Raw genomic sequence first — 18,076 nt, 5'->3', positions numbered from 1 at the left:
CGGCCGCGGCGAGTCCCCTGCGGCACCCCTCACGACCGATCCCCCACCGATGAATGTCCCTGAGAACCATCCCCATGTCGCCCATGCTGGAGGCTTTCCCGTGCGTATCCCCCGCTCCCGTCTCGTCCTGGCCGGTCTGGCCGGCACGCTGATACTCGGCGGCGCCGTCGCGCCGTCGGCCTCGGCCGCCCAGGCCCCGCCGGCCTCGGTGGAGGTCCGCGGCAGCCGTTTCCTCGACGTCTCGGTAAGCCCCGGCGGACTGACCGCCCCGGCCACCACCACCCCCGGCACGGTCATCTTCCGTGCCAGCACCACCGACCCCGGCGCCGGCCTGATCGGGCTGACGCGGCTCGCCTCCGGTGTGACGTGGGAGAGGTTCCGCGACATCCAGCGCCGGACGCTCTCCGACGACCCGGCCGTGGTCGTCCAGGCCCAGACGGAACTGGCCGCCTCCGCCGATCTGCTCGGCGGTGTGGTCACGCACCCGGGTCTGTCCGGCTCATTCAGCCAGGACCTGACACCCGGCACCTATCTGCTCTTCGAGTACTTCGACCTGGAGAACGCCCCCGCGCCCCGCTACCGCTGGCTGACCGTCAGCGGCGCGGCGAGCGGCACTCACCCGACGCCCACCGCGACCCTGGTCTCGGAGAGCGTCGCGGGCGCGCCCCGCTTCACGCTGTCGGGCACGGTGAGGGCCGGGCGCCCATGGAAGTTCGTGAACAAGCTGCCGCAGGAGAACGAGGCGGTCTTCTTCCCGCTGGCCGCGGACGTGAGCGAGTCCGACCTCACGTCGTACTTCGACAAGTTCGGTCCCAACGGTGAATGGCCCGCCGACCCGCCGCCGTTCGACCAGTCCAAGGGTGTCGGCTCGCTGCCGCTGAACCCGGGGCGTTCGTCGGTGATCCAGATTCCGCTGACCGTCGGCCGCTACGTGGCGCTCACCTGGCTGAAGGACGCCACCGACGGCAGGACGCGGCTGGTCAAGGAGGGTCAGTACAAGATCGTCGAGGTCCGCTGAGTGCGGCACTTGACCTCAACCGCAGTTCAGCTTTTAACGTCACTGACCAGCGGGTTCGTCGCCTACGGCCCACGAGACAGGGGAATTTCATGACTACGACCGCCGCGCCCCGCGCGGGCCGGAAAGAGTGGATCGGGCTGGCCGTACTGGCCATGCCGACGCTGCTCATCGCGATGGACATGACAGTCCTTCACCTGGCGGTTCCTTCACTGACCGCGGACTTGCAGCCCAGTACGTCGCAGCTGCTGTGGATCATGGACATCTACGGATTCCTGGTCGCCGGCCTGCTCATCACCATGGGAACCCTCGGTGACCGGATCGGGCGGCGCAAGCTGCTGATGACCGGCGCCGCCGCCTTCGGCATCGCCTCGGCACTCGCCGCGTTCTCCAACAGCGCCGAGATGCTGATCGTGACCCGGGCACTGCTCGGTGTCGCGGGTGCGACCCTGATGCCCTCCACGCTCTCCCTGATCCGCAACATGTTCCACGACGCCGCCCAGCGCACCGTCGCCATCAGTGTCTGGATGACCTGCTTCGCGGTGGGTGGCGCCCTCGGCCCGCTGCTCGGCGGATTCCTGCTCGACTACTTCTGGTGGGGCTCGGCGTTCCTGATCGGCGTCCCCGTCATGGTGATCCTGCTCGTGCTCGGCCCCGTGCTGCTGCCCGAACACCGTGACGAGCAGGCGGGCAAGCTGGACTTCGGCAGCGCCGTGATGTCCCTGGTCGCGGTCCTGTCCGTGGTCTACGGCCTCAAGCTGGTCGCCGAGGACGGCTTCGGTCTCCAGCCGGTCGCCTTCGTGCTGCTGGGTCTGGCCGTCGGGTACGCCTTCGTCCGCCGCCAGCGGTCGCTCGCCGACCCGCTGCTCGACCTGAAGCTCTTCCGTGAGCGGACCTTCAGCGCGTCGGCGGGTCTGCTCACCATCGGCATTCTGGTGATGGCGGGTTCGCAGCTCTTCACGCTCCAGTACCTCCAGCTCGTGCACGGACTCTCCCCGCTGTCGGCCGGCCTCTGGTCGCTGCCCAACGCGGCCGGTCTGATGGTCGGTGCCATGTCGGCCCCGGCTCTCGCTGCGAAGATCCGCCCCGGTTACGTCATCGCGGGCGGCCTGGTCGTCGCGGCGATCGGGCTGGGAATGCTCACGCTGGTCAGCGCGAGCGCCGGGCTGGGCATCCTGGTGACGGCCTCCGCGATCATGGGTGCGGGTCTGGGGCCGATGGCCTCTCTCAGCACGGACCTGGTGGTCGGCGCGGCTCCGCCGGAGCGCGCCGGTGCGGCCTCGGCCATCTCCGAGACGGGCACCGAGCTGGGCTCGGGTCTGGGCATCGCGGTCCTCGGCAGCATCGGCTTCGGTGTCTACCGCAGCGAGATCGAGAACACCATGCCGTCGGGCGTCGACTCCGAGGCCGCGCACGAGTCGCTCGGTGGAGCGGTGGCGGCGGCCGAGGAGCTCGGCGGCAGGACGGGCGACGAACTGCTCACCGTCGCCCGGGAGGCGTTCACGTACGGCATGCACGTGACGGCCATCGTCGGCGCCGCCGTGGCGCTCCTGCTGGCACTGCTGGCCTCGGTCCTGCTGCGCGACGTCAAGCCGGGCGCCGGCGGTCACGACGAGTCGGCGGACGGCGCCCCGCAGGGCGGCCCGGACGGCGCGGCCACGACCGAGACCGCGCCGGACTCCGAGGCGTCGAAGAGCGGGACCGCGCTCGGAAGCAGCATCTGAACCACCTGAAGAGCCGGGCCCGCTGACGGGCCGTCAGGCCGTACCGCACGGTCGGCGGGTCCGGAGTGCCGAAGGGCCGGGGAGTCCGCTCCCCGGCCCCTCGCCCGGACCACCCGGTGTCGTACGAACACCCCACCGGCACTGCCGAACCACGGCACCATCGAGGCGGGTGGGTGTGATCGCAGCCATACGAACGGCCGGCTCGGCCGGCCGCGAAGAGAACAGGAGGCTCGCCCTATGGAGCAGTCGGAAGACAGGACCGCCACGGTCGAATTCGTGCTGGACGTCATCTGCGCGGCGTCGTACATCGCGTACGTCCGCCTGGAGCGCGCGATCGAGCGGGTGCGGGCCGACGGAGGCAAGGTCGAGGTGGTCTTCCGTCCCTTCCAACTCGCCCCGGACGCGTCCTTCGACGGAGAGCCGCTGCTGGAGGTGCTCACCGGGATGTTCGGCAAGCACGTGGTGGCGGAGACCCAGCAGGCCGCGGCCGACGCGGTGAAGGACGGCGTGACGCTGGACTACGGCAGGGCGGTGGCCGCCGACACCTTCGAGGCACACCGTCTGATCCGGTCCGCGGCGTCGCGCGGGCTGGGCGAGGCCGCGGTCGAGCGGCTGTTCCGGGCGCACTTCACCGACGGTCTGAACATCGCCGACCCGGCGACGCTGGAGCGGCTGGCGGCCGAGATCGGGGTCGACGCGAACGATGCCCCGGCAGACCGGCTCCGCGCCGATCTGGCCCGTGTACGCGCCGGCGGCATCCGTTCGGTGCCGCAGATCTCCTTCGACGGCGGGCGGGCACTGGGCGGCACGCAGTCCGAGACGACCTACGCCAAGGCACTCCGGACGGCCGCCTAGGGCGTGTCCGCGGAGTCCGTCCAGGGACCGCCGACGACGCGTCACTCCCTCTGTCCCGACCTGCTTTCGACCTCTTACGAACCTGATCCCGATACCCACGGCTGAGCCCCTCACGGCCCGCTCAATCCCCCGCAGCGGGCCGTGAGCCGGCCCGGCCGTGTGCCGCCGGGGCGCCCACGCGCCCCGGCGGTTCTCTCGTCCAGGCCCTGTTTCGATCCGGGACACCCGGAGACCGGGCCCAGCCCCGCCCAATCGAATGGAGACACCGATGCGGGTCTTGTTCGCGGTCTTCCCGGCCACAGCACATCTGCATCCCGTGACGCCTCTGGCGTGGGCGCTGCAGAGTGCCGGCCACGAGGTGCGGATCGTCAGTCACCCGGAGATGGCCGACACCATCAGCGCCGTGGGCCTCACCCCGGTGCCGCTCGGCGAGACCGTGGATCTCACGGCTCCCGCCCCGGACATCGGGCCACGGCTCGACCAGGTCACCCGGGCGCTGTCCCTGACCACCGACACCCATCTGTGGGAGATCCTGCGCCGCCGGGTGCTGCCCGCCCTGGCCAAGTACTTCCCCGCCGAGCCGGCCGCCGCCGGGCACCGGGACATGCTGGACGACCTGGTGGAGTTCGCCCGCGGCTGGCAGCCGGACCTGGTGCTCTGGGACCCGGCGTTTCCCCCGGCACCGGTCGCCGCCCGGGTCAGCGGCGCCGCGCACGCGCGGCTGATGTGGGGCCTGGACTACTTCGCCTGGGCCCGGCAGAGGTTCCTGGAGCGCCCGGAGCGCGCGGGCGCCGAGCCGGTCGAGGACCCGCAGGTCGCGGTGGTGCGGCCGATGCTGGAGCGGTACGGCCTGGAGTTCGACGAGGAGACGCTGCTCGGGCAGTGGACCGTCGACCCGATGCCGGCCCGGCTGCGGCTGCCGCTGGGCGTACGGTCTCTACCGGTGCGCTGGGTTCCCTTCAACGGCTCGGTCGCGGTGCCCGACTGGCTGCACGAGCCGCCGAAGCGACCGCGGGTCTGCCTCTCGCTCGGGCTCACCGCCCGTGAGCGGGACAAGGACAGCGAGGTCGCCATATCGGACCTGCTCGACATGGTCTCCGATCTCGACGTCGAGCTGGTCGCCACCTTGAACAGCTCCCAACTGGCCTCGCTGAGCGGCGTTCCCGACAACGTGCGCACGGTCGACTACCTGCCTCTCAACCAGCTGCTGCCGAGTTGCTCGGCGATCATTCACCATGGCGGCTACGGCACCTACGCGGCGGCGGTCGCACACGGCGTACCGCAGCTCATCACCTGGGAGGAGGGCGGTGACGCGATGGTCACCGCCCGGTACGTCACGGAGCGCGGCGCCGGGCTGGCGATGGACCGTGAGCACTTCTCGGTCGACGGGCTCAAGCGGCAGCTCGTACGCATCCTGGAGGAGCCTTCGTTCCAGGAAGGCGCGGCAGGGCTGTACGCCGACTCGCTGACCGCGCCCAGTCCGCAGGAGATCGTCCCGCTGCTGGAGAGGCTGACCGCACAGCACCGCAGCTGACCGACACGTTGAACAAGGGCGGCGGCCCACCGGGGAGACCCGTGGGCCGCCGCCCTTCGCGTGCCCCGTTCGTGAGCCTTCCCCCCCCGATCCGTTCTTCCCGGAGGAAACAGTGATCAACGTATTCCAGCCCAGCCTGGGCGACGAGGAACTCCAGGCGATAGCCGAGGTGTTCGCCGACAACTGGCTGGGCCACGGGCCGCGCACCAAGAAGTTCGAGGCGGAGTTCGCCGAGCACCTGGGCGTCGAGCCGGAACAGGTGATGTTCATCAACTCCGCCACCGCGGGGCTCTTCCTCTCCACCGAGCTGCTCGGGCTCGGCCCCGGCGACGACGTGGTGCTGCCCTCCGTGAGCTTCGTCGCCGCCGGCAACGCGGTCGCCGCGACCGGTGCCCGTCCGGTCTTCTGCGATGTCGACGAGCGCACGCTCAACCCGACCGCCGCCGACATCGAGCGGGCGCTGACCCCGCGCACCAAGGCGGTCCTGGTGCTGCACTACGGGGGGTACCCCGGCGACATCGCCGCGATCGCCGCGCTGTGCCGGGAACGCGGCATCCCGCTCATCGAGGACGCCGCCTGCGCGGTCGCCTCCACGGCGGACGGCACAGCGTGCGGCGCCTTCGGCGACATCTCGATGTGGAGCTTCGACTCGATGAAGGTCCTGGTCACCGGCGACGGCGGGATGCTCTATGTGAAGGACCGTGAACTGGCCCTGAAGGCACGTCAGTTGGCGTACCACGGGCTGGAGCAGTCCAGCGGGTTCGCCAACGCCCGGGTCTCGCACCGCTGGTGGGAGCTGCACGTACGCGACTTCGGCCGCCGGGTCGTCGGCAACGACATCACCGCCGCGATCGGCAGCGTCCAGTTGCGCCGGCTGCCGGAGTTCGTGGCGCGCCGCCGTGAGATCGCCGGGACGTACGACCGGCTGCTCGCCGACGCCCCCGGTGTGCGGCTGCCCCCGGCGCTGCCCGCGGGCCACACCTCGTCGTACTACTTCTACTGGGTGCAGCTCGACCCGGCCGTCCGCGACAAGGTCGCCGCGGACCTGCTGGACCAGGGCGTCTACACCACCCTGCGCTACCCGCCGCTGCACAAGGTCCCCGCCTACCAGGGCGACTGCGGGCCGCTGCCCGGCACGGACGCCTGCGCCGAGAGCACCCTGCTGCTCCCCCTGCACCAGGCGCTCGACGACGCGGAGGTGCACAGCGTCGCCGCCGCGCTCCGCAAGTCCGTCGAGCTCCGGTCCGCCCCGGATCGGAGCTGAGCCTTGCGTATCACCGAGACCGGGGTGCCCGGCGCGTACGTCGTCACGCCGGAACCGATCACCGATGAACGAGGCAACTTCTACGAGGCGCTGCGCTCCGCGGAATTCGAGCGCGTGACAGGCCGGCCGTTCGTGCCCGTGCAGATCAACTACTCGGTGTCCAGGCGCAATACGCTGCGCGGGATCCACGGAGTGGCGATCCCGCCGGGGCAGGCGAAGTACGTCACCTGTGTACGCGGAGCGCTGCGCGACATCGTCGTCGATCTGCGGGTGGGCTCGCCCACCTTCGGACACTACGAGACCAATGTGCTGGACGCCGACTCGGGACGCTCCGTCTATGTCCCCGAAGGCGTCGGCCACGGATTCCTCACCCTCACCGACGACGCCTGCATCTGTTACGCGCTCTCCAGCGCGCATGTGCCGGGCACCCAGATCGACATCAATCCGCTGGATCGCGATCTCGCACTGCCCTGGGGATTCGCGGAACCGCCGCTGCTGTCCGAGAAGGACGGGGCGGCACCGACCGTAGCCGAGGCCATGTCCGCCGGAACTCTCGCCACCTGGTCGGAGGCGAACGGCGGGGCCCACCCCGTAATGCTGTGAGGAGAGAACTGTCATGAAGGCTCTGGTGCTGTCAGGCGGCTCAGGCACTCGCCTGCGCCCGTTCAGCTACTCCATGCCCAAACAGCTCATCCCGATCGCCAACAAGCCCGTCCTGGAGCACGTGCTGGAGAACATCCGCGCGCTCGGGGTCACCGAGATCGGCATCATCGTCGGCGGCTGGGCCGCCGAGATCGCGGACGTCCTCGGTGACGGCTCCCGGCTGGGTGTGCGGATCACCTACATCCCGCAGGAGAAGCCGCTGGGGCTGGCGCACTGCGTGACGCTGGCCCGCTCCTTCCTCGGCGACGACGACTTCGTCATGTATCTCGGGGACAACATGCTTCCCGACGGGATCGAGGACATCGCCGCCGACTTCCGGGCCGGCCGCCCGGCCGCCCAGGTCGTGGTGCACAAGGTGCTCGACCCCCGCGCCTTCGGCGTCGCCGAGCTGGACGTGGACGGCAACGTCGAGCGGCTGGTCGAGAAGCCCGAGCAGCCGCTCAGCGATCTCGCCCTGATCGGCGTCTACTTCTTCACGCCGGCCATCCACCGGGCGGTCGGCGCCATCGCTCCCAGCGCCCGCGGCGAGCTGGAGATCACCGACGCGATCCAGTGGCTGCTGACCGCCGGCTCGGAAGTGAGGGCCAGTGAGTACAGCGGCTACTGGAAGGACACCGGCCGCGCCGAGGACGTCCTCGACTGCAACCGTCAGCTCCTGGCCGATCTGCGCCCCGGCGTCTTCGGCGAAGCCGACGCGGCGAGCGAACTCGACGAGGGCGTACGCATCGAGCCCGGCGCCCGCGTGCTGCGCTCCCGGATCGAGGGCCCCGTCGTCGTCGGCTCGGGCACGGTGATCGAGGACAGCCACATCGGTCCCAACACGTCGATCGGCCGCGACTGCACGCTGCGCGGCACCCAGGTGAGCGAGTCCATCGTGATGGACGGCGCGACCATCTCCCAGGTCCCGGGCCTGCAAGGCTCACTCATCGGCCGTAACGCCACGGTCGGCACGACCCCCGAGCAGGACCCCCACCACCGTCTCGTGGTGGGCGACCACACCCGAATCGAGGTGGCGGCATGAGGACACTGGTCACCGGAGGTGCGGGCTTCATCGGCTCGCACTACGTCAGGACCCTGCTCGAAGGCGGCTATGCGGGCTCCGAAGGCACCGAGGTCACCGTCCTGGACAAGCTCACCTACGCCGGCAACCGGGACAACCTCCCCGACGCGCACCCCCGGCTGACCTTCGTCCAGGGCGACATCTGCGATCCGGAGCCGGTGCGCGCGCTGCTGCCCGGACACGACGCCGTGGTGCACTTCGCCGCGGAGTCGCACGTCGACCGGTCGCTGGAATCCGCCGCGGAGTTCATCCGCACGAACGTCGGTGGCACCCAGACGCTGCTCGACGGCTGTGTCGCGGCGGGCATCGAGCGGTTCGTGCACGTCTCCACGGACGAGGTGTACGGCTCCATCGACCACGGTTCCTGGACGGAGGAGTGGCCGCTCGCGCCCAACTCCCCGTACGCCGCGAGCAAGGCGTCCTCGGACCTGATCGCCCGCGCCTACTGGCGCACCCACGGGCTGAACCTGTCGATCACGCGCTGCTCCAACAACTACGGTCCGTACCAGCACCCGGAGAAGCTGATCCCGCGCTTCATCACCAACCTCCAGGAAGGTGTGCCGCTCCCGCTGTACGGCGACGGGCGGAACATCCGCGAGTGGCTGCACGTGGACGACCACTGCCGGGCCATCCAGCTGGTCCTCAACCAGGGCCGGGCGGGCGAGATCTACAACATCGGCGGCGGCAACGAGCAGACCAACCTCGGCATCACCGAACTGCTGCTGGACCTCTTCGGAGCCGACCGGTCGATGGTCCGGCGGGTCGCCGACCGCAAGGGCCACGACCTGCGCTACTCGCTGGACGAGAGCAAGATCCGCGACGAGCTCGGCTACGCCCCGCGCGTGCCGTTCGCGCGGGGGCTCGCCGACACCGTCGCCTGGTACAGCGACAACCCCGCCTGGTGGAAGGCCGTCAAGCAGCGCACCGACAACCTCCAAGGAGCCTGACATGAGCGAGCACAAAGCACTGATTCTGGACGAGACCCGCAAGTACCACCTCGACACCCAGAACGGCGGCGGTTTCGTCCCGGGCGTCAGCGAGATCTGGCCCTCGGGTGCGGTGCTCGACGAGGACGACCGGGTGGCCCTGGTCGAGGCGGCCCTCACCATGCGTATCGCGGCCGGCCACAGCTCACGCAAGTTCGAGTCCGCCTTCGCCCGAAAGCTCAAACGGCGGAAGGCGCATCTGACGAATTCCGGCTCGTCGGCCAACCTGCTCGCGATGGGCGCCTTCACCTCGCATCTGCTGGAGGACCGCCGGCTGGTGCCGGGCGACGAGGTCATCACCGTCGCGGCGGGCTTCCCGACCACCGTCAACCCGATCCTGCAGAACGGCCTGATCCCCGTCTTCGTCGATGTCGAGCTGGGGACGTACAACACCACCGCGAAGCGGGTGGAGGAGGCGATCGGACCGCGTACCAAGGCCATCATGATCGCGCACGCCCTCGGCAACCCCTTCGAGGCCACCGAGATCGCCCAACTCGCCGAGGACCACGGCCTGTTCTTCATCGAGGACAACTGTGACGGGGTCGGCTCCACCTACGACGGACAGCTCACCGGCACCTTCGGTGACATCACCACCGTCAGCTTCTACCCGGCCCACCATCTGACGATGGGCGAGGGCGGCTGCGTGCTGACGGCCAATCTCGCGCTGGCACGGATCGTCGAGTCACTGCGCGACTGGGGCCGGGACTGCTGGTGCGAGCCGGGCGAGAGCAACAAGTGCCTCAAGCGCTTCGACTACCAGATGGGCACGCTGCCCGAGGGCTACGACCACAAGTACATCTTCTCGCACGTCGGTTACAACCTGAAGGCCACCGACCTCCAGGCCGCCCTGGGCCTGTCGCAGCTCGCCAAGCTCGACAGCTTCGTCGACGCCCGCAAGCGCAACTGGCGCCGGCTGCGGGAGGGCCTGGACGGCCTTCCGCACCTGATGCTGCCCGAAGCCACCCCCCGCAGCGACCCGAGCTGGTTCGGCTTCGCGCTGACGGTGGACCCGGACGCCCCCTTCAGCCGCGCCGAGCTGGTGGAGTACCTGGAGGACCGCAAGATCGGTACGCGCCGGCTCTTCGCGGGCAATCTCACCCGGCACCCGGCCTACATCAACCAGCCGCACCGGGTCGTCGGCGACCTGGTCAACAGCGACATCATCACGATGCAGACGTTCTGGATCGGCGTCTACCCGGGGCTCACCGACGAGATGATCGACTACGTCGTCTCCACGATCCAGGAGTTCGTCGGAGCCCGCACATGACCATGACCACGGCCAACACAGCGACCGTCACGGCCACTTCGGGCACTTCGGCCCACTCGTCCACCGCGGCGCCCGTCCCCGCTGTGACGCTGCGTCCCCGCGAGGACGTGAACCTGCCCTTCAGACTGGCCCGTTCGGCCGCCGCCACCGGCTCCGGCGCCGGGCCCCGCACCGACGAGATCGCCGACTGGCTGGCCGGCCGCGAGAAGGCACACCACTTCAAGGTGACCCGGATCCGCTTCGACCAGGTCAACGGCTGGGACTTCGACGCGACAACCGGAAATCTCCGGCACCACAGCGGCGGCTTCTTCACCGTCGAGGGCCTGGACGTCAACGTCTCCGAAGGCCCGGTACGGAACTGGCGGCAGCCCATCATCAAGCAGCCGGAGGTCGGCATCCTGGGCCTGCTGGCCAAGGAGTTCGACGGGGTGCTGCACTTCCTGATGCAGGCGAAGATGGAGCCGGGCAACCCCAATCTGCTCCAGCTCTCGCCGACCGTGCAGGCCACCCGGAGCAACTACACCAAGGTGCACAAGGGCGCCGACGTGAAGTACATCGAGTACTTCGTCCGCCCGGAGCGCGGCCGGGTCCTCGCCGACGCGCTCCAGTCCGAACACGGGTCGTGGTTCTACCACAAGTCCAACCGCAACATGATCGTCGAGACGGACGAGGACGTCGTCGTAGACGACGACTTCTGCTGGCTGACACTCGGCCAGATCGGCGAACTGCTGCTGCGGGACAACGTGGTGAACATGGACGCCCGTACGGTACTGGCCTGCGCGCCGACCGCCCACGACGAGCACGGGGCGCTGCACACCGACACCGAGCTGCTTTCCTGGTTCACCTCCGAGCGCTCCCGGCACGCTGTGCACGCGCGGCTCGTCCCGCTGAACGAACTGCCCGACTGGCGGCGCGGAGACGCCACCATCGACCATGTGGAGGGCCGTTACTTCCGGGTGGTGGGCGTCCAGGTCGAGGCCGGCAACCGCGAGGTCACCGGGTGGACCCAGCCCCTGTTCGAGCCGTGCGGTCTCGGTGTCACCGCGTTCCTGTCCCGGCGCGTCGACGGGGTGCCGCACGTCCTGGCGCACGCCCGGGTCGAGGGCGGATTCCTCGACACGGTCGAACTGGGTCCCACGGTCCAGTACACCCCGGACAACTACGCCCATCTGGCGGGCGGCGACCGGCCGCCGTTCCTGGACCTGGTGCTGAACACCGATCCGTCCCGTATCCGCTACGAGGCACGGCACTCGGAGGAGGGCGGCCGGTTCCTGAACGCCGAGAGCCGCTACCTGGTCGTGGACGTGGACGGGCTGGACGGGATCGGCGACGGCCGTCTCGCGGACGTACCCGCCGGCTACCGGTGGGTGACCCCTGGCCAGCTCAACTCCCTGTCCAGGCACGGCCATTACGTCAACGTCCAGGCCCGCACACTGCTGGCCTGCCTCAACTCCGGGGCGGTCCCGTGGTAGCCCCCGCCTCGCCGCTGCGCGTCGGCGTGCTCGGCTGCGCCGACATCGCCCGCCGCCGGATACTGCCCGCGATGGCGGCCTGCGACGGCGTCGAGATCGCCGCCGTGGCCAGCCGCGACGCGGACAGGGCGGCCCGCACCGCCCGGGAGTTCGGCTGCCCAGCGGTCGACGGCTACGCCGAACTGCTGGCGCTCGACGAGGTCGACGCGGTCTATGCGCCGCTGCCCGCCGCGCTGCACGCCCGGTGGGTGGAGGCCGCCCTGCGCGCGGACAAGCACGTTCTGGCGGAGAAGCCGCTCACCACCGAGCGGGCCCGCACCGCGGACCTGCTGGCGCTGGCCGACGCACGCGGGCTGGCGCTGATGGAGAACGTCATGTTCGTCCATCATCCGCAGCACACCGCGGTACGTGAGCTGCTGGCGGACGGGGCGATCGGCGCTTTGCACGGCTTCCAGTCCGCCTTCACCGTCCCCCGCCGCCCGGCGGGGGACGTGCGCCACGACCCCGATCTGGGCGGCGGCGCGCTCTGGGACACGGGCGTCTATCCGCTGCGCGCGGCTCTCCATCTGCTGGGTCCGGAACTGGAGTTGGTCGCGGCGCTGCGCAGCTCCGGCCCGGAGGACCGGGTGGACACCGGCGGCGCCGCCCTGCTGAGCACGCCCGCCGGTGTCTTCGCCCAGCTCAGTTACGGGCTGGACCATGCCTACCGTTCGTCGTACGAACTGGTGGGCAGCGAGGGCCGGATCACCCTGGACCGTGCCTTCACCCCGCCCGCCGACCATCCGCCCGTGATCCGTGTCGAACGGGCGTCCGGCACCGAGGAGATCGTCCTCGAACCGCACGACCAGGTGGCCGCCACCCTCAACGCCTTCGCCTCGGCGGCACGGGCCGGCCGGGCGCCCCGGGACGCGGTGGCGGACTGCCTGCGCCAGGCCGCCCTTCTGGAGTCGGCGCTGCTGAAGGGCGGCCGGCCACTCACCCCGTGACCGCGTGACCTCTACTCCGTACTCCGTTACTCCCTTACTCCGTGACCTCCGGCCAGTGAAGTCCGGCCAGTGAACAGTTGAGAGCAGGAGCTCAGAATGGAATCGATCGAGAATGAGGTGGCTCGGCTGCGCGCGCAGCTTCGGGTGGTGACCGACCGCTCGGACGTCAGGGATCTCGTCGAGCGCTATGTGGTCGGTCTCGACACCCTGCACGAGCCGGAGTTCGACGAGAGCTGGTACCGGACCGTCTTCACCGAGGACGCCCGGCTGGACTTCCCCGTCGGCAGCCACCGGGGAGTGAAGGGCCTGGCCCGCTTCCAGCGCGAGGCCAAGGGGAAGTGGGCCCGCACCCACCACCTCGGCTCGAACTCCACCATCCGCTTCGACGGTGACCGGGCGGAGGTACGCGCGCACCTCATCGCCACCCATGTGCACCACGACGACGAGGGTCCGCACTTCAACGTCGGCACGTACTTCGACATCGGGGCGGTCCGCACCCCCGACGGCTGGCGGATCGACCGGCTCGCCTGCCGTGTGGTCTGGACGGCGGGCAAGGGGCTGGCGTCGGTGCCGGGCGCGGACCGCGGCTCGATGAGCTGCGCGTAGCGGGCCGGGGGCCGGGGTTTCCCGGCGGTGTCCCCGCTGCCGGCCCGCTCCGTGCGCGGCTCGTCGTTACGGCGCGCTCCGCGCGGAGGGCGCCGCCTCCGAGGAGCCGGCGCCGGTGGTGCCGCCGGCCGGCTTCTCGCCGCCCGCCGGGGTGGCCGCCGCGGCCTTGTCCGCCGCGGCCGATTCGGCGCCGGAGACCGAGGCGGTGGTCCCGGCCGTGGTCGGGACGGATTCCTTGTCCCCGGCCGGTACCGCCTCCGGCCAGCCGTCGGCCGGCGTGATCGCGACGGCGCGCCACCACGGCGTGCCGGGGATGGTCTCGCTCACCGTCGGCTCGTAGGACTCACCGGGGCGCGGCAGCGCGACGCGTACGCCCGTCTCCGCCGCCGCCGTGACCGTGCCCTCGCCGGGCTCGGCCCACGGGTGCGGCGCGAGGTTGAAGGTGCCCCAGTGGATCGGCAGCATCACGCCGGAGGGGCTGCCCTGCTGGAGGTCGACGTGCGCGCGCAGGCCCTCGGCGGGGGTCATGTGGATGTCCGGCCAGTATTCGCTGTAGGCGCCGATCTGGATCATCGTGGCGTCGAAGGGGCCGTGCGCGGCGCCGATGTCCCGGAATCCGGAGAAGTAACCGGTGTCACCGCTGTGGTAGATCCGGTGCTCGGGTCCGGCGACGGCCCAGGACGCCCAGAGGGTGTGCTGCTGGTTGCGCAGGCCACGGCCGCAGAAGTGCCGCGCGGGCGTCGCGGTGAACGAGATACCGGCCACCTCCGCCGTCTCGTTCCAGTCCAGCTCGCGCACGCGCGCCGCGGGCACTCCCCAGTGCTCCAGATGCGCGCCGACGCCCAGCGGCACGGCGAAGACGGTGTTCGTGGAGGCGAGCCCCTTGATCGTCGGCAGATCGAGGTGGTCGTAGTGGTCGTGCGAGATGACGACGACGTCGACCGGCCCGAGTGCGGCGAGCGAGACGGGCACGGGGTGCAGCCTCTTCGGTCCGGCGAAGGAGAAGGGGGAGCAGCGCTCGCCCCAGACCGGGTCGAAGAGCACGCGCCGGCCGTCGATCTCGGCGAGGACGCTGGAGTGCCCCATCCAGGTCAGCCGCAGTCCGGAGGCGGGCGGTACGGCGAGGTCGGCGAGGGTGTCCTGGTGGACCGGGATCGGGGTGGCGGGTGCGCGCCGGGCGCGCGCCTCCTTACGGAGGTAGACCTTCGACAGCTCCAGCATGGAGCCGGAAGGTCTGGTTCTGGCCGTGCCCTCGGGATTCTGGAACACACCGTCGGCGAAGTTCGGGGAATTGAGGATCCGCTCCAGGCGCTCGCCGGCCGGGTCGGCCCCGAAGGTCTCGGACCGCATCGCGCGCAGCCGGGAGCGGAGTGAGGGTGGGGAGCCGGCGCCGTTCACTGCATCTCCTGAAGGTTCGGGTTCATTTCATTATGGGCGTTTCTCGCTACCGGGGTGCCAGGGCCGGGTATGCCGTCCGGGGCACCTGACTGCAACGTCCGGACGATCTCCCGGATTCCCCCGTGCGGCCACGGACAGTCGAAATCCGGCCACTCGGCCAGGGCCCTCCGAGCCCCCGGCGACCGCCTCCGCGACCTCTTTGACAGCCGTGCCCCCGGCTCCGGATACTGACTTTCCATTCAGTTGCAGCACTTCCCCACGGTCTGCCGTCGCCCCCGGAGGCGCCCACCCATGTCCCCCCTGATATCGCTGACCTGGCGTGACCACGTCACCGGCCGCGAGGGGTATCTGGTCGTCGACCGGCTCGTGCGCGGAGTCTCCAGCGGCGGACTGCGGATGCGGAAGGGCTGTTCGCTGGAGGAGGTGACCGGGCTCGCGCGTGGCATGACCATGAAGGAGGCCCTGCACTTCAACGACGACCCCTCGGCGCGCTACATCCCGCTCGGCGGCGCCAAGGGGGGCATCGACTGCGATCCCCGGGACCCGGCGGCGTACGGCGTCCTCGTCCGCTACCTCCGCGCCGTACGGCCGTACATCGAGACCGTCTGGACCACGGGCGAGGACCTGGGGCTGACCCAGGATCTGATCGACAGGGCCGCCGCCGAAGCCGGGCTCGTCTCGACCGTTCAGGCGATCCATCCGCTCCTCGACGACGAGGAGGCAGCGCGGCGACGGCTCGCCGACGCCTTCGCCGTGGACGTCGACGGCATCGGCCTGGACGAGTTGGCCGGTGGCTGCGGAGTGGCCGAGGCCGCGCTCACCGCGCTGGACCGGGCGGGGGTGGCGTACGAGGGAACACGGGTCGCGGTGCAGGGTCTGGGGACCATGGGCGGGGCGACCGCGCGGTTCCTCCTCCGGGCCGGCCTCACGATCGTGGCCGTGGCGGACGTCAAGGGCACCATCTGCTGTCCGCAGGGCCTGGACGTCGAGTCGCTGCTCGCCGCTCGTGACGCGTTCGGGACGGTGGACCGCGCGGCGCTGCGGCCCGGCGACCGCGAACTGCCGGGTGACGCCTGGCTGTCGGCGGACGCCGAGATCCTGGTGCCCGCGGCCGTTTCATACGCGATCGACAGCGCCAACCAGGCCCGGATAAAGGCCCGTTGGATCGTGGAGGCGGCCAACATGCCTGTTCTGGCCGAGGCGGAGGAGCTGCTGGCCTCACGTGGGATCACCGTGCTCCCCGACATCGTTGTCAACTCCGCTACGAACGCCTGGTGGTGGTGGACGCTCTTCGGCGACATCGGCCCCGGCGCGGACGAGGCATTCGCCCACACGCGGCGCTCCATGCGCGCGCTGACCGAGCTGATGCTGGAACGCGCGGAGGCCGGGGCTACGACTCCGAGGGCCGCCGCGCACGCGATCGCCACGGCCCGACTGCCCCTGATCGCCGAGCGGTTCGGCCACTACCGCTGACCGGGCGGGAGGGCCCGTGGTTTACGGCCCCGGGGTTTGTGTCAACCGGCGGGAGTTAGGGTTCAGTGTGGCGAGAGTACGGCTGAGTGTGGAGGAGCGGCGCGAGGACCTCCTGCGCGCCGCCGTCGATCAGATCCAGACACGGGGGGTGGCGGCCGTGCGTGTGGCCGACGTCGCCGCCGTCCTCGGGGTGAGCAACGCGCTGGTGCTGTACCACTTCTCCACGAAGGAGAAGCTTCTCGCCGCCGCCTTCCGGCACGCCGCCGAGGAAGACCTGGCGCAATTGCGGGAGTTGCTCGGCCGCCGCACCAGCGCCCTGCGCCGGCTGCACGCCGCGATCCGCTGGTACGCGCCGACCGGCGAGGCCAAGGGCTGGCGGCTCTGGATCGAGGGATGGGCGGCGGCGCCGCGCGAGCCCGCGCTGCACCAGGTCGCCAGCGAACTCGACCAGCAGTGGAAGGCCGCGCTCGCCTCCGTCGTCAACGAAGGCGTCGGAGCGGGCGAGTTCCGCTGCCCCGACCCGGTCGCGGCGGCCTGGCGGCTGACCGCGCTCCTGGACGGACTCGCGGTGCAGATGACCTCGTACGCGGGATCGCTGAGCCGCGCCACCCTCCTGGACTGGACGGACGAGGCACTGGCACGCGAACTGGGCGTCGACAGAGCGGAGCTCACCGCCGCCGGCCGATGACCGGTCCCGCGGGGCTGACGAACCGCCACCGCAGGTCGCCGTGACCGGCCGACACCGGCACGGCCATACTGTGCGCGAGATCCGGAATCCGGAACGAAGGTGGAGACTGTGGCGCAGCGACAGACCGAACATCCGGACGTTGAGAACATGGCGGAGCCGGGGGACGGGCCCGGAGCCGAGCCGGGCCATGACGTGCTGGTCGTCGGCGGTTGCGGCGTGGACACGGTCGTCCGTGTCGACTCGCTCCCCGTGCCGCTCGCCGACTCGGTCGGTGTCGGGCCGATCCTCGAATGGCCTGGTCAGACCGGCGGCAATGTGGCCCTGGGCTGTCGTGCCCTCGGACTGGACGTCAAATTCCTCGACTTCGTCGGTGACGACCCGGCGGGCGGTCAGGTCCGCGAACATCTCACCAAGGGTGGTGTGGACTTCGAGGGGCTGATCTCGCCCGCGGGCACACGTCGTGCGGTCAATCTCGTCGAGACGACGGGCCGCCGGATGTCCTTCCACGACGCGCGCGATCCGGAAGATCTGCGGATGCCTCGCGACTTCTATCTCCCGCACCTCGCGCGGGCCCGCCATGTCCATGTGTCGATCACGAACTTCACCCGTTTCCTCTTCGACGACATCATCGAACAGGGTGTCCCCGTCTCGACCGATCTGCACGACTGGGACGGGGTGAACTCCTACCACCGGGAGTTCGCCTACCGCGCGGATCTGGTCTTCCTCAGCGCCGCGGGGGCGGGCGAGCGGATAGCTCCGGTGATGCGGGAGATCCTGCGTGAGGGCAGGGCGCAGGCGGTGGTGGCCACGGCAGGCGCCGGAGGGTCTTATCTGCTGACCCGGGGAGGCAGCCGTACTCCCCGTCCGGTCCCGGCGACGGTCCCGCCCGCACCGGTGGTGGACTCCAACGGCGCGGGCGACGCGTACGTCGCCGGGTTCCTCTACGGGCGGCTGGCCGGGCGGGACCTGGAAGCCTGCGCGCGCCTCGGCGCGATCGCGGGTGCCTACGCCTGCACGGTGGAGGGCAGTTCGTCGTTGATCGGCGCCGACGCGCTCCTCTCCCGCGAGGTCTGAAGCAGGTCTGA

General features: G+C 70.6%; 16 protein-coding genes. 15 read left to right on the top strand and 1 reads right to left on the bottom strand.

Features of this window, described 5'->3' with window-relative positions; all coding sequences use genetic code 11:
• The first annotated feature begins 100 nt into the window (after nt 1–100).
• The 12 genes from ACIBBB_RS03005 (at nt 101) to ACIBBB_RS02950 (ending at nt 13,432) form a co-directional block, all read left to right on the top strand.
• On the top strand, nt 101–1,018 hold the full coding sequence (locus ACIBBB_RS03005; protein ID WP_398978062.1) for a hypothetical protein: 918 nt from the start codon (nt 101–103) through the stop codon (nt 1,016–1,018).
• Nucleotides 1,019–1,107: 89 nt separating this feature from the next.
• Nucleotides 1,108–2,739, top strand: a complete 1,632-nt coding sequence (locus tag ACIBBB_RS03000) for an MFS transporter (RefSeq protein WP_398978060.1) — start codon at nt 1,108–1,110, stop codon at nt 2,737–2,739.
• A gap of 237 nt (nt 2,740–2,976) precedes the next feature.
• Nucleotides 2,977–3,594 (top strand): DsbA family oxidoreductase, encoded by a 618-nt coding sequence (locus tag ACIBBB_RS02995; protein ID WP_398978058.1) that lies wholly within the window; start codon nt 2,977–2,979, stop codon nt 3,592–3,594.
• A gap of 268 nt (nt 3,595–3,862) precedes the next feature.
• Nucleotides 3,863–5,128, top strand: a complete 1,266-nt coding sequence (locus ACIBBB_RS02990; RefSeq protein WP_398978056.1) for an activator-dependent family glycosyltransferase — start codon at nt 3,863–3,865, stop codon at nt 5,126–5,128.
• Between the two features lie 112 nt (nt 5,129–5,240).
• Nucleotides 5,241–6,392, top strand: coding sequence for a DegT/DnrJ/EryC1/StrS family aminotransferase (locus ACIBBB_RS02985; protein ID WP_398978054.1), 1,152 nt, complete (start codon nt 5,241–5,243; stop codon nt 6,390–6,392).
• A 3-nt stretch (nt 6,393–6,395) separates the two neighbouring features.
• Nucleotides 6,396–6,995, top strand: a complete 600-nt coding sequence (locus tag ACIBBB_RS02980) for a dTDP-4-dehydrorhamnose 3,5-epimerase family protein (RefSeq protein WP_398978051.1) — start codon at nt 6,396–6,398, stop codon at nt 6,993–6,995.
• Nucleotides 6,996–7,008: 13 nt separating this feature from the next.
• Nucleotides 7,009–8,076: a glucose-1-phosphate thymidylyltransferase gene (locus tag ACIBBB_RS02975; RefSeq protein WP_398978049.1), complete on the top strand. Its 1,068-nt coding sequence runs from the start codon at nt 7,009–7,011 to the stop codon at nt 8,074–8,076.
• Nucleotides 8,073–9,062: a dTDP-glucose 4,6-dehydratase gene (gene rfbB / locus ACIBBB_RS02970; RefSeq protein ID WP_398978047.1), complete on the top strand. Its 990-nt coding sequence runs from the start codon at nt 8,073–8,075 to the stop codon at nt 9,060–9,062. The genes ACIBBB_RS02975 and rfbB overlap by 4 nt, the downstream gene beginning before the upstream one ends.
• A 1-nt stretch (nt 9,063) precedes the next feature.
• A complete protein-coding gene (rfbH, locus tag ACIBBB_RS02965; RefSeq protein WP_398978045.1) occupies nt 9,064–10,368 on the top strand; it encodes a lipopolysaccharide biosynthesis protein RfbH in 1,305 nt (434 codons plus the stop codon).
• 2 nt (nt 10,369–10,370) lie between these two features.
• A complete protein-coding gene (locus ACIBBB_RS02960; protein ID WP_398978805.1) occupies nt 10,371–11,840 on the top strand; it encodes an NDP-hexose 2,3-dehydratase family protein in 1,470 nt (489 codons plus the stop codon).
• A complete protein-coding gene (locus ACIBBB_RS02955; RefSeq protein ID WP_398978043.1) occupies nt 11,834–12,826 on the top strand; it encodes a Gfo/Idh/MocA family protein in 993 nt (330 codons plus the stop codon). The genes ACIBBB_RS02960 and ACIBBB_RS02955 overlap by 7 nt, the downstream gene beginning before the upstream one ends.
• A gap of 96 nt (nt 12,827–12,922) precedes the next feature.
• Nucleotides 12,923–13,432 carry a nuclear transport factor 2 family protein gene (locus ACIBBB_RS02950; protein ID WP_398978041.1) on the top strand — a complete coding sequence of 170 codons (510 nt, stop codon included), beginning with the start codon at nt 12,923–12,925 and terminating at the stop codon, nt 13,430–13,432.
• A 66-nt stretch (nt 13,433–13,498) separates the two neighbouring features.
• Here the strand turns inward: ACIBBB_RS02950 and ACIBBB_RS02945 are convergent, their stop codons facing one another.
• Entirely contained in the window at nt 13,499–14,782 is a 1,284-nt protein-coding gene (locus ACIBBB_RS02945) for an MBL fold metallo-hydrolase (RefSeq protein ID WP_398978804.1), read from the bottom strand.
• A 339-nt stretch (nt 14,783–15,121) separates the two neighbouring features.
• On the opposite strand from ACIBBB_RS02945, the gene ACIBBB_RS02940 reads away from it, so the two are divergent.
• The 3 genes from ACIBBB_RS02940 (at nt 15,122) to ACIBBB_RS02930 (ending at nt 18,065) form a co-directional block, all read left to right on the top strand.
• The gene (locus ACIBBB_RS02940) at nt 15,122–16,303 is read left to right on the top strand and encodes a Glu/Leu/Phe/Val dehydrogenase dimerization domain-containing protein (protein WP_398978039.1); all 1,182 of its coding nucleotides are present in this window, start codon (nt 15,122–15,124) and stop codon (nt 16,301–16,303) included.
• Between the two features lie 67 nt (nt 16,304–16,370).
• Complete coding sequence (locus ACIBBB_RS02935) at nt 16,371–16,991, top strand: TetR/AcrR family transcriptional regulator (RefSeq protein WP_398978037.1); 621 nt, start codon at nt 16,371–16,373, stop codon at nt 16,989–16,991.
• Nucleotides 16,992–17,138: 147 nt separating this feature from the next.
• Nucleotides 17,139–18,065: a carbohydrate kinase family protein gene (locus tag ACIBBB_RS02930; protein ID WP_398978802.1), complete on the top strand. Its 927-nt coding sequence runs from the start codon at nt 17,139–17,141 to the stop codon at nt 18,063–18,065.
• The last annotated feature ends 11 nt before the right edge of the window (nt 18,066–18,076 follow it).

It is taken from the genome of Streptomyces sp. NPDC051217 (assembly GCF_044455465.1).
Lineage (GTDB): Bacteria > Actinomycetota > Actinomycetes > Streptomycetales > Streptomycetaceae > Streptomyces.
The sequence above is the reverse complement of the archived record's forward strand: the minus strand, read 5'-3'. Positions and strand labels throughout refer to the sequence as shown.

What these genes read in the sequence shown, in the direction of transcription:
- rfbH (WP_398978045.1), top strand. Translation starts at nt 9,064, where the DNA reads ATGAGCGAGCACAAAGCACTGATTCTGGACGAGACCCGCAAGTACCAC.
- ACIBBB_RS02940 (WP_398978039.1), top strand. Translation starts at nt 15,122, where the DNA reads ATGTCCCCCCTGATATCGCTGACCTGGCGTGACCACGTCACCGGCCGC.
- ACIBBB_RS02950 (WP_398978041.1), top strand. Translation starts at nt 12,923, where the DNA reads ATGGAATCGATCGAGAATGAGGTGGCTCGGCTGCGCGCGCAGCTTCGG.
- ACIBBB_RS02960 (WP_398978805.1), top strand. Translation starts at nt 10,371, where the DNA reads ATGACCACGGCCAACACAGCGACCGTCACGGCCACTTCGGGCACTTCG.
- ACIBBB_RS02975 (WP_398978049.1), top strand. Translation starts at nt 7,009, where the DNA reads ATGAAGGCTCTGGTGCTGTCAGGCGGCTCAGGCACTCGCCTGCGCCCG.
- ACIBBB_RS02945 (WP_398978804.1), bottom strand. Translation starts at nt 14,782, where the DNA reads ATGCGGTCCGAGACCTTCGGGGCCGACCCGGCCGGCGAGCGCCTGGAG.
- ACIBBB_RS02990 (WP_398978056.1), top strand. Translation starts at nt 3,863, where the DNA reads ATGCGGGTCTTGTTCGCGGTCTTCCCGGCCACAGCACATCTGCATCCC.
- ACIBBB_RS03000 (WP_398978060.1), top strand. Translation starts at nt 1,108, where the DNA reads ATGACTACGACCGCCGCGCCCCGCGCGGGCCGGAAAGAGTGGATCGGG.
- ACIBBB_RS02930 (WP_398978802.1), top strand. Translation starts at nt 17,139, where the DNA reads ATGGCGGAGCCGGGGGACGGGCCCGGAGCCGAGCCGGGCCATGACGTG.
- rfbB (WP_398978047.1), top strand. Translation starts at nt 8,073, where the DNA reads ATGAGGACACTGGTCACCGGAGGTGCGGGCTTCATCGGCTCGCACTAC.
- ACIBBB_RS02995 (WP_398978058.1), top strand. Translation starts at nt 2,977, where the DNA reads ATGGAGCAGTCGGAAGACAGGACCGCCACGGTCGAATTCGTGCTGGAC.